The sequence below is a fragment of the Stutzerimonas stutzeri genome, from assembly GCF_000952685.1.
Lineage (GTDB): Bacteria > Pseudomonadota > Gammaproteobacteria > Pseudomonadales > Pseudomonadaceae > Stutzerimonas > Stutzerimonas stutzeri_E.
Genome location: NZ_JYHV01000021.1, coordinates 108,373 through 118,700, shown reverse-complemented (window position 1 = coordinate 118,700; position 10,328 = coordinate 108,373). Strand labels below are relative to the sequence as shown.

At 59.5% G+C, this 10,328-nt stretch carries 9 protein-coding genes; 3 read left to right on the top strand and 6 right to left on the bottom strand.

Going from position 1 to position 10,328, the window contains the following annotated elements; translation table 11 throughout:
- Positions 1 to 79 precede the first annotated feature (79 nt).
- From UF78_RS13210 to UF78_RS13195, 4 genes are all read right to left on the bottom strand, one after another.
- Positions 80 to 1,348, bottom strand: a complete 1,269-nt coding sequence (locus UF78_RS13210) for an OprD family porin (RefSeq protein WP_080890619.1) — start codon at positions 1,346 to 1,348, stop codon at positions 80 to 82.
- A 111-nt stretch (positions 1,349 to 1,459) separates the two neighbouring features.
- Positions 1,460 to 2,782, bottom strand: a complete 1,323-nt coding sequence (locus UF78_RS13205; RefSeq protein ID WP_045162670.1) for a TRAP transporter large permease — start codon at positions 2,780 to 2,782, stop codon at positions 1,460 to 1,462.
- Entirely contained in the window at positions 2,779 to 3,306 is a 528-nt protein-coding gene (locus UF78_RS13200; RefSeq protein WP_045162669.1) for a TRAP transporter small permease, read from the bottom strand. Before UF78_RS13200 ends, UF78_RS13205 begins: the two co-directional genes overlap by 4 nt.
- A 41-nt stretch (positions 3,307 to 3,347) precedes the next feature.
- The gene (locus tag UF78_RS13195) at positions 3,348 to 4,409 is read right to left on the bottom strand and encodes a TRAP transporter substrate-binding protein (RefSeq protein ID WP_045162668.1); all 1,062 of its coding nucleotides are present in this window, start codon (positions 4,407 to 4,409) and stop codon (positions 3,348 to 3,350) included.
- A 487-nt stretch (positions 4,410 to 4,896) separates the two neighbouring features.
- Between UF78_RS13195 and UF78_RS13190 the strand changes: the two genes are divergently transcribed.
- The 3 genes from UF78_RS13190 (at position 4,897) to UF78_RS13180 (ending at position 7,346) form a co-directional block, all read left to right on the top strand.
- Positions 4,897 to 6,108 (top strand): hypothetical protein, encoded by a 1,212-nt coding sequence (locus UF78_RS13190; RefSeq protein ID WP_045162682.1) that lies wholly within the window; start codon positions 4,897 to 4,899, stop codon positions 6,106 to 6,108.
- A gap of 36 nt (positions 6,109 to 6,144) precedes the next feature.
- Positions 6,145 to 6,771 (top strand): PQQ-binding-like beta-propeller repeat protein, encoded by a 627-nt coding sequence (locus UF78_RS13185; RefSeq protein ID WP_045162667.1) that lies wholly within the window; start codon positions 6,145 to 6,147, stop codon positions 6,769 to 6,771.
- A gap of 386 nt (positions 6,772 to 7,157) precedes the next feature.
- Complete coding sequence (locus UF78_RS13180) at positions 7,158 to 7,346, top strand: hypothetical protein (RefSeq protein ID WP_045162666.1); 189 nt, start codon at positions 7,158 to 7,160, stop codon at positions 7,344 to 7,346.
- Positions 7,347 to 7,499: 153 nt separating this feature from the next.
- Here UF78_RS13180 and UF78_RS13175 read toward each other — a convergent pair whose 3' ends face one another.
- A complete protein-coding gene (locus UF78_RS13175) occupies positions 7,500 to 8,588 on the bottom strand; it encodes a polysaccharide biosynthesis/export family protein (protein WP_045162665.1) in 1,089 nt (362 codons plus the stop codon).
- A gap of 580 nt (positions 8,589 to 9,168) precedes the next feature.
- The gene (locus UF78_RS13170) at positions 9,169 to 10,083 is read right to left on the bottom strand and encodes a GDP-mannose 4,6-dehydratase (protein WP_045162664.1); all 915 of its coding nucleotides are present in this window, start codon (positions 10,081 to 10,083) and stop codon (positions 9,169 to 9,171) included.
- Positions 10,084 to 10,328: the final 245 nt, after the last annotated feature.

The following is a 10,328-nucleotide window of genomic DNA, read 5'->3' as shown; positions in this document are numbered from 1 at the left end:
AAAAAAGCCCGTCACGAGGACGGGCGAAAGTTTCCGCAACAGGAGCGAGGAGCGTTGCGTCCAGCGTGGTGGATGCCGCTTACAAGATGGAGATCGGGTAGTTGAAGATCAGGCGGTTCTCGTCCAGGTCACGGGTGTTGGCCTGGGAGCGGAAGCTCGAGTTGCGCCACTTGATGTTGAGGTTCTTCGCCGGGCCGTTCTGGACGGTGTAGGCCAGTTCGGTTTCGCGGCCCCATTCCTTGGCATCGTCGTCGGCGGCGGTCTTGATGTTGTCGCCGCTGATGTAGCGGTTCATCAGGGTCAGACCCGGCACACCCATGGCGGCGAAGTTATAGTCGTGACGCACCTGCCAGGAGCGTTCGCCGGCGTTGTCGTAGGAATTGTTGAAGCTATCGTTGGCCAGCGAGCCGCCGCTGGTGCCGTTGACGCGCATCCAGCCGGTATCGCCGCTGACTTTCTGCAGGCCGACGTAGAAGGTGTTGCCACCAGTTTTCAGACCGAACAGACCGGAGTAGGTCTTGTTGTCCAGCTCGCCTGCCAGCGCGCTGCCGTCCTCGTCCCCCTGGAAGTAGCCCAGGTTGGCGGTCAGGGCCAGGTCGGAGCCCAACGGCTGAGTGTGCAGCAGCTGAACGTACTGCTGTTCGTAGACGTCCTTCAGCTCGGCAGTCCACAACCCTACGGTGGTGCGCTTTTCATTGAAGGCGTATTCGCCACCCAGGTAGTTGAAGCGGTCGGAGACGCCACCGCCGTAGCTCATGTCTTCCATGCTGGCGTCGTCGCGCGGGCTGTTCTGACGGAACTGACCGCCGCTGAGGGTCAGGCCATCGATTTCGCGCGAGGTGACCATGCCGCCCTCGAAGGTCTGCGGCAGCGAACGGCCGTCGTCGGCGCGCAGGATCGGCAGTACCGGCATCATTTCGCCGATTTTCAGCTCGGTATTGGAAAACTTGGCTTTCGCCGCGACGCCCAGACGACCGAAATCATCGGCCGGACGACCATCGCTATGACGCGGCAGCAAGCCGGTGCCGTAGGTACCGCCACCGCCATCGAGTTTGACCGCCAGACCGGCGAGCACGTCAACGCCAAAGCCGACCGGGCCCGGGGTATAGCCGGACTGGATGTTGAGTATGAAGCTCTGGGTCCATTCCTCGGCTTTGCTGCGGTCGGTGATCGAATCGTCGCGGAATTCGCGGCCGATGTAGAAGTTGCGCGCATTGACGGTGATCTTGGTGTCGTCGACGAAGCCTTCGGCGCTGGCGGCCAGCGGGGCGAGGGCGGCAATGGATGCCGCGAGCAACGTCGGGACCAGGATGCGGTCTGCTCGGGTGTTGTGGTTCAGGTGCTTCATTGTTGTTATCCCTTTTTCAAGGTTGAGGGCTCCCCGCCGCAGTCGCGGATGCTTCAAAGCGAGGGGGAGTGATACGCCGCCGCTGGCGGCAATCCGGTTAGTCGGGTGGCGTCATGACAGCCACCGCACAAGGCAGAGTGTGATGGAGGGGAACAGCACCAGGACCACCACACGCAGGACATCGGAGATCAGGAAGGGCACCACGCCGCGGAAGGCATCGCGCAGGCTCACGTCGCGGGCCATGCTGCTGATGACGTAGACATTCATTCCCACCGGCGGCGTTATCATGCCGATCTCCACCACCATCAGCGCCAGTACGCCGAACCAGATGGCCTTCTCGGTCTGGTCCAGCCCATAGAAATCGAGGCCCATGATCAGCGGGAAAAAAATCGGGATGGTTAACAGGATCATCGACATGGTGTCCATCACGCAGCCGAGGATCAGGTACAGAATGAGGATCCCGGCGAGCACCACGAACGGCCCGACGCCGCTGTTGGTGATGGCCTCGGCTAGCGCTACCGGGAGCTGCGAAATAGCGAGAAAGGAATTCATGATGTCGGCGCCGAGCAGGATCATGAAGATCATTGCGGTGGTTACCGCTGTGCCGTAGAGCACTTCCTTGAAGCCCGCCCAGCGCATCCCGCCGAGCACGACGGCGAAGATACCGGTGCCGACGGTGCCGATCGCTGCGGCCTCGGTGGGGGTGAACCAGCCGCCATAGATGCCACCCAGTACCAGCACAAAGATCAAGAATACCGGCCATACGCCTTTCTGCGCGGCCAGGCGTTGGCGCCAGTTCATGCGGGGCTGTGCCGGACCGGCGTCTGGATTCATCCTCACGTAAATGGCGATCGCGACCATATAGCCGATCGCCGCCAGCACACCGGGAATGAACGCCGCCATGAACAGCGACGAGATGTTTTCCTGGGCGAGGATGGCGTAGATCACTAAGACGACCGACGGCGGGATGAGGATTCCCAGGGTGCCGCCGGCGGCCAGGCAGCCCACCGACAGCGAGCCGGAGTAGTTGTACTTCTTGAGTTCGGGCAGGGCGACCTGGCCCATGGTCGCGGCGGTGGCAATGGAGGAACCACAGACTGCGCCGAAGGCCGCGCAGGAGCCGACTGCCGACATCGCCAAGCCGCCGCGCCAGTGGCCGATCATCGCCGCAGCGGCGCGGAACAGCCCTGTCGCCAAGCCGCCGCGTGAGGCGAACTGGCCCATCAACAGGAAGAGAGGAATGACCGAAAGGTCATAAACGGTGAATCGCGCATAGGCGACCGTTTTCAGGTAGCTCAGCAATGGTGGCCAGCCGCTGATGGCAACGTAGCCGCCGACACCGGTCAGCAGCATGGCGATGGCAATCGGGATGCGTGCCACCAACAACACCAGAAGGATAGCGAGAAACAGTCCACCGATTTCAACACTGCTCATATGGACTGGCCCTTACCGCGAAAATCCTGCCACGCGGTGTACAGCGCCACCAGCGCCAGCAGGGCGAAACCAGGGGCGAAGGCGGTCATCGACCACCAGATCGGCAAGCCCATGATGATCGATTCCTCGCCGGTGCCGTAGGCATCGACGGTGCCGACTACCGAGCGCCAGGCCAGCACCGCCGCGGTCAGCGCCATCAACAAGCCGCCCAGGGCGTCAAGACCGTTGCGCACCTGTGCCGAAGCATGCAGGGTGAATACGTCGACAATGACATTGCCGCGTCGCAGCTGGCACAGCGGCAGAAAGAAGACGATAGCGATGCCGCAGCTCATCTGCACAAGCTCGACGTCGCCGAGCAGCGGCTCGTCGAAAAGCGCGCGCATGGCGATGCTGTAGGTCGCCATCAATGTCATCGCTACTAGCACCAGGCCGCCTACGATGGCTAGCAAGCGCGACAGCACGTCGAGCAGGCGGCCAAGGGGATCCGCAGGCGCCGGGGCAACCTGGGCAATGGGTTCGCTCATGTAACTCTCCAGGGCAGCACCGTCGGTACTGCCTGTATCGATCAGTGGGATAGCTGGGCGTTGTATTGCTCGATCAGTTGGCGAGCTTCTTCCAGCAGCGCTTTGCCGTTCTCGTAGCCTTTGCTTTCAACTTCATTGATCCAGTCTTCACTGACCTTGCTGGTAACCTGAACCCACTTGGCCTGCTCCTCCGGGGGCAGTATGTAGATTTCGTTATTGCGCGACTGAGCCAGCTTGTGGCCCGTTTCCACCACCTGGTTGTCCCAGATGCGTCCAGCTTCGCGGGAGAGTTCGCGACCGCTGTTGGCATCGATAATCTGCTTCAGATCAGCGGGCAGATTGTTGTAGGTGTCCTGGTTCATCCCGACGATCAGCGCGGTGTGCATCAGCGCCGGGGTGCCAGCAGCGGTTTCGGTGTGGTACCTGACCAGTTCGTGCAGTTTGAGCGCAGGGACTACGTCCCATGGCAGCACCGCACCGTCCACAACGCCTTTGGACAGGGCTTCGGGAACCTGCGGGACGGGCATCGCCACAGGCGTAGCGCCGAGCAGCCCGATGGTCTTGGCGGCGGTGCGGTTGGCTGCGCGCAGCTTCTGGCCGCGGAAATCCTTCAAAGTATGAATAGGCTTTTTCGTCGTATGCACGAGGGCACCATCAGTCAGATGCGTGGCCAACAGGTGCATGTCGGCAAATTCGTCCTGTCCATGTCTTTGAATGAAGTCCCACATGGCCTGGCTACTGGCTTCCGAGGAACTGCTCATGAAGGGCAGTTCGAACGCCGCGGTGAGCGGAAAGCGGCCGCTGCTGTAGCCAGGCAAGGTCCAGACGATGTCGGCTACGCCATCGCGAACCTGATCGACCAGCTGCGGTGGTGTGCCGCCGAGCTGCATAGAAGGATAGAACTGGAACTGAATGCGTCCGTTGGACTGCTGGGTGATGCGTTCCGCCCAAGGTTTGAGAAATTGCGCCTGGGTCACCGAATGCGCGGGCAGGAAGTGGGCCAGTTTCAGGGTGACTACTGGTTCATCGGCATGGGCCGCGCCGTTCAGCATGAGGGACCCGAGCGCAAACATGGACAGCAGCGTTTTGGGGAACTTGAGCATCACGTCATCCTTTTTTATTCATTGTTATGTTCGAACGGCGTGTCTGGAAGGGAGCAAGGCTCGCCTTGGCGGACAGCGGCTCGTATCGCCGATGAATCGTGCAAGCTCCGGTCTGCGCAATCAATCGGGCATGCTGCTTACTGTGCGATTATCGAACGGCATCCTTGCCGTTCGGCTGGCCAGCTTCTAATAGAAGGCGTCAGCCTTGTGCGAGCGATGGGACGCTGTGTTTGCCGGCCCATTGCCGGGCTGCATAACTGTGGCTACTACTATCAGCGCATGGAAATTCCGTGGAGCGGCTAGGCTCATTGGGGCAGATCGACATCGATGAGAGTGACTGCAACGTCTGCCAGTTAACTGCCCGCGAGGGGCCGCCCACTCCTAGCGATGGGTTTGTTGTCCTTCGGATCAAAAGGAGGATCTGTCATCGACACTGGAAGACAGATCGATCGGAGCCTCGAGGTATATAGGTGTGGACGGGATGCGGATGGATTCTCTGAGGAAAGCCGCGGCGCAGGCACTTGCATCTGGCGATCCACTTGGCGCTCTCAAAAGGGTCGCGTTGTGCGACGATCCGGCAGCGCTTGCGCTTCGGGGTATCGCAATGGCACAACTCGGGGATTTCGTGCGAGCGAAGGCCCTATTGCGTGACGCCGCCTTCGGCTTCGAAGAGGCGGTGCCCCGCGCCCGGTGCGTTGTCGCCGAAGCCGAGATCGCGCTTGCTTCACGCGATCTGGGCTGGCCGTCGCAAAGGCTCGACGACGCGAGAGCGACACTCGAAGCGCATGGAGATTGGCCGAACGCCGCGCACGCGCGTTTGATCGAGCTTCGGCGGTTGGTTCTGATCGGCCGCATGGACGACGCTGAATGCGCTCTGGCCGCACTGGATTCGGCAGTACTTGGACCCGCGTCCAAGGCGATCCATGAGCTGGTCGTTGCAGCCATAGCGCTCCGGCGTCTTCAGGTCGATAGCGCGCGCAGGGCGCTGGCACGAGCCGAGGATGCGGCGAGCCGAGCATGCATTCCCGCTCTGAGTGCGGAGCTGCAACGCGCCTCCGCTGCATTGAGCAAGCCGGTCGCACGGCTGACTACGCAGCGCGACGACCGACTGGTGCAGCTGGACGAAGTGCAACAGGTACTGACGTCAGGCATGGTCGTTGTGGACGCATGCCGTCATATCGTGTGTAAAGGCAATGCGAGCATTTCTTTGATCAAACGCCCTGTGCTGTTCGAGCTGATCCGCGTGCTGGGAGAAGCCTGGCCGGCAGACGTATCGCGACGCACCTTGATTGAACGAGCATTCCGGGCCCGGGCCGTCGATGAGTCGCACAGGGCTCGGTTGCGTGTGGAGATCGGGCGTCTTCGAGCATTGCTGTTGGGGCTGGTTGGCGTGACTGCAACGAAGCGGGGATTCGTGCTCGCGCCGCTTGCGACGGACGAGGTCGCTGTGCTGACACGCCCCGCCGAAGAGAAACACACGGCCGTGCTCGCCTGCTTGGCTGACGGTGAGTCCTGGTCGAGTTCCGCGCTTGCCCTTGCGCTCGGAACCAGCCAGCGCAGCGTGCAACGAGCATTGGACTCGTTGGCGACGGTCGGTAGCGTGCAATCATTCGGTAGCGGTAGGTCGCGGCGCTGGATGACGTCGCACACGCCTGGTTTCGCGCCGATCTTGTTACTCCCCGTTTCCGTGATGATGTGACTAGGATCTTCCCACCTGTTAAGGAGGAATGGACACATGAACCGATCAGCAGCACACATCGCACGAGAATACGGACCCTTCGATGGCATCGAGAGCGTGCATGGCGTCAGCTATGATGGCCAGCACGTCTGGTTTGCAAGCGGAGACAAACTGCATGCGCTCGATCCATCAACCGGCGAAACCCTGCGTTCGATCGATGTCTGCTCGGATGCCGGAACGGCATTCGACGGCCAGTACCTGTACCAGATATCGGGCGACCTCATTCATAAAGTCGATCCCACGGACGGCACAGTGCTTGCCACCATTACGGCACCTGGAGATGCATCGGGTCTGACATGGGCAGAAGGGACGCTCTGGGTTGGCCAGTATCGCGGGCGAAAGATCTATCAACTCGATCCTCAAACAGGCGCCATTCTTCGAACCATCGAGTCCAACCGTTTCGTCACAGGCGTCACCTGGGCCGACGGGGAACTCTGGCATGGAGTTTGGGAGGAAGGCCAGAGCGAGCTGAGGCGCATCGACCTGGCCACAGGCGACGTGCTGGACGCCGTCGAAATGCCTGAGGGTGTCGGCGTATCCGGGCTCGAATACGATGGCACGGGCCGCTTCTTCTGCGGCGGTGGCCCAAGCGGCAAATTAAGAGCCGTTGACCGCCCCATCTGACGTCTCGCTGGTTGCAATGGCCTATGCGTTGGCCCATGCCTTGCCTGGATGAGCGTTATCGACAAAGGGCAGGTTACAGCCGGAAAGCCAGACGGCCTTCCGGCGTCCTGCCACTGCTGCAGGACACTCGTAATCGAGTTGGTTTCGGCGCGCTCCTGATGGCGTTCTCGGTGGAGGCGAATAGGGCATCGGGTGCTGGTTCAGGATGTCCTCGTGTGCCCGTGTGTTTCAGCTTGCGCCTACCGCAAGGCCGAGCTGATGTCATACGGAAGGCGGTTGCGGCTAATTACGCGCTTCGCTGTTCCGACTGAAGGTTCAGCACCAATCGCGGCTTCACCGTTCGAAATTTGCAGAGGCTCATCGAGAGCCTCACTGCGAGGTGAAGCATGCAAGTCGAATCCATGATGTTTACTGAAGTACAGGCGGCGAACGATCCTGACGCGCAGGCGCCCCTGCCCGGGGATCCGGACGGCGCTAGCATCAATGATGCCCCGATGTCCGACCCCGAGGAGCCGGAGCTCACCGATGAAGACATCGACATGTTTGAAGATGACCCAACTATCCCGACCGAATAGGCAGTTGATGTCGTTCACTCAATGCTGATGGCACAAGCTCACTGGCTCGGGCATCACACGGGATGTGGACGGAAATAAAAAACCGCAGCCGCCCAAGGGGCTGGCTGCGGTTCTTTTTCTCAGGCCGCGCTGGACCTGATGCCTTTCACGTCATTAGCGGTTGAACGCCGCACCGGTACCGACCACGGTGGCCGACGGCAACAGCTGGCTGATGAAGCGGTTCCAGCGAGTGATTCCGGCCGGCCCTACGAACACCACATCCTGCGGCTGGAGCGGGAAGCTTTTGGCCAGGGCGAAGGCGGTGGGGGAGGCCGCGTTCAGTTGGAATACCTTGGCTTTCTCGGTGGCGATGTTCTCTGCGCCACGGATGACATAGACCGCTTCGCCGTCAGCCGTATCCTGTCGAATGCCGCCTGCAGTACCGATGGCATCCATCAGATTGAAGCTCGAGGCCTTGAAGCTGAGCGCCTGTGGCTGGGTGACTTCACCGAGCACATAGATCTTCTTCTGGTCGTTGTAGGGCAGGTGGAGCTGGTCACCGTCTTTCAGGTAGACCTGGTTCAGCCAGGAATCTGGACGGTTGAGGTCGTCGAGGTTAAGCATGTACTCGCGACCGTCACGCTTGAGGATCAGGCTGGACAGGTCAGCGGTCTCGGTGTCTACACCGGCCTGGCCGATGGCCTGGACCAGCGTAATCGGGGCGGTGGTGACTGGTACTTCGCCAGCCGTATTGAACGCGCCGGACAGGACTACGCGCTGGCTACCGTAACGCAGCAATGCAACGTCCACCTGTGGGCTGTCAATGTAATTGGCGAGGCGGCGTGCGATGTCGGTTCGCAGTTCTTCAATAGTACGGCCCGCAGCGTTGACGGTGCCGATGTAGGGGTAGAACAGGGTGCCATCAGGGCGAACCAGGCGCCCGTTGGCATCGAGTTGCTGCTGCGGACCGGACGGTGCTGTCAGCTCCGGATGATCCCATACGGTTATATAGAGAAGATCGTTGGCGCCGATACGGTACGCCTCCGGTTTGTAGTCGATCAGTTCCTGCTTGCTGGAGGTGCCCCTGTCCGAGGACAGCTCGCCCTTGAGCATATCGGGAGTGATGCGAATCAGCTGTACAGTACCGTCTTCTGATACCGCACCGTCCTTGAATTCATCCGGATCAAGGTGTTGGCCAGGCGAAAACACGCATCCCTGGAGCACCAGTACGGAAGAGAAAGCGAGAGCAAATAATGGTTTCATGGTTCTTCATCCTTGACGGAATAGTTGTTTTACGAAGTGAAACAGCAGATTCACTTGGAACTGAAGGAACGAGCGAAATTGATTCGTCTATCAACAATCGGTTTTTCGAAAGTGCAAAAACGATTCAATATCTGCTTCTCCTGATGCCGCTACCGCAAAGCGCTGGAAGTCGTACGTCATGACTCGATGTGAGACCTGTTTCGGAAGAGTTACTGACAGGCTTCAGTCAACCTGCTTAGCGCTTTCACGAGACTGCAACAGGCGCTTGCCGCTCACCGTAGCCATAGACCGCTCCGTTTCTCGGGGGTTCAAGACAATGCGCACAAATCAGGCATTGATGTAGCAAGCATTTGTGGTGCTAAGCGATGAGAGCGTCTAGAACGGCAATTCGTTTCTTTTCACCCTGGGGCGCGGTTGCGGCACGCATGCAAATAAGCGGAGAAGTAAGGCTTATGAATAACCGTACGCCATTCGATGCTCGTACCAGTCGAGCTTAAAAAGGATCGAAGATACCCGCTCTGTTATAACCAATCGCAATGCCCTTAGGCCCTCGGCAACGCCGCTGTTATTGAAAAAAGTATTAATTCTCCAATGGCTGTTCGATCATCCAGCGCAAGGTATCCTTCAGTTCTATCTGGGGAAGGTCGCCGATAAGCGAGTCCAGCTTGGTTCTGCAGCCGAACAGATTTTTTACATCAGCGCTGCGCACGAAGGTTGGATTAACCCTGACCTCCATTCGGTGGTCGGATATGGCGGCCGCCTGCTCAAGAACATATTCGAGCGTATACGCAGAACCCGAGCAGATATTGACCGTTTCGCCGATTGCGGCGGGGGTTTCCAACAGTCGTCGATAGGCCTGTACAACCTGACGGACATCGCAGAAGTCGCGGGCGATATCCAGATTCCCCAGTTCGATAACATCGGCGCGACGACGTGTGTGCGCGACGATTTTCGGGATGAGGAATTGCTCAGCCTGACCAACCCCCGTGTAATTGAACGGCCTGCTGATAATCAACGGCAACCGCCCAACGTATAGTCGCGCCAGGTACTCCATTGCTGCTTTGCTCACAGCGTAATCGTTGGCCGGAGCAAAAGGTGAAGATTCGTCCAGTACGCCTTCGGTAGCGTTTCCATAGACATTCGCACTGCTGGCCAGGAGCACGCCTTCCAGGCCGGTAGCTGTTGTGCGTAGCGCTTCGAGCAGGTGACGAGTGCCGAGCAGGTTGGCGTTGTAGATCGCGTCCGCATCGGTATGTGCGACAAAAGACACGGCGGCCAGATGGACAACATAGGTGGGCCGTATTTCCGTCAACAGTGCTCGCAGCGTCTCGGTGTCGTTCAGCGAACAGCAATGAATGGCTGAGACCGCCATCGGCAGTTCACCCATGGGTTGGCGATAGCTGAGGCCATGAACCTCGTAGCCGTAGGCTGCGAATTCTTCTGCCATATAGCGGCCGGTAAAACCGGTGACGCCGGTAATCAGCACTTTACGCATGTTCTTCCCGATAGCATGAAATTCCAATTTCAGCGGAGCGATCTATCCCTGGTATAGGCATGGGATGTTGCGTCCCGGTTACGGTCGGCTGGCTGATTACAAAGCGCCGTTGGAACGGCGCCTTTCATCTTTCTGATCAGTTCAAGCCAGCGCCGACCGTGAATCGCTGGCATAAACAAGCTGGCCATCGTTCAGGGGAAGTGAGCTCAGAGAACAGGTCCGGTGTCCTTCGCGGTTCTCTGGCG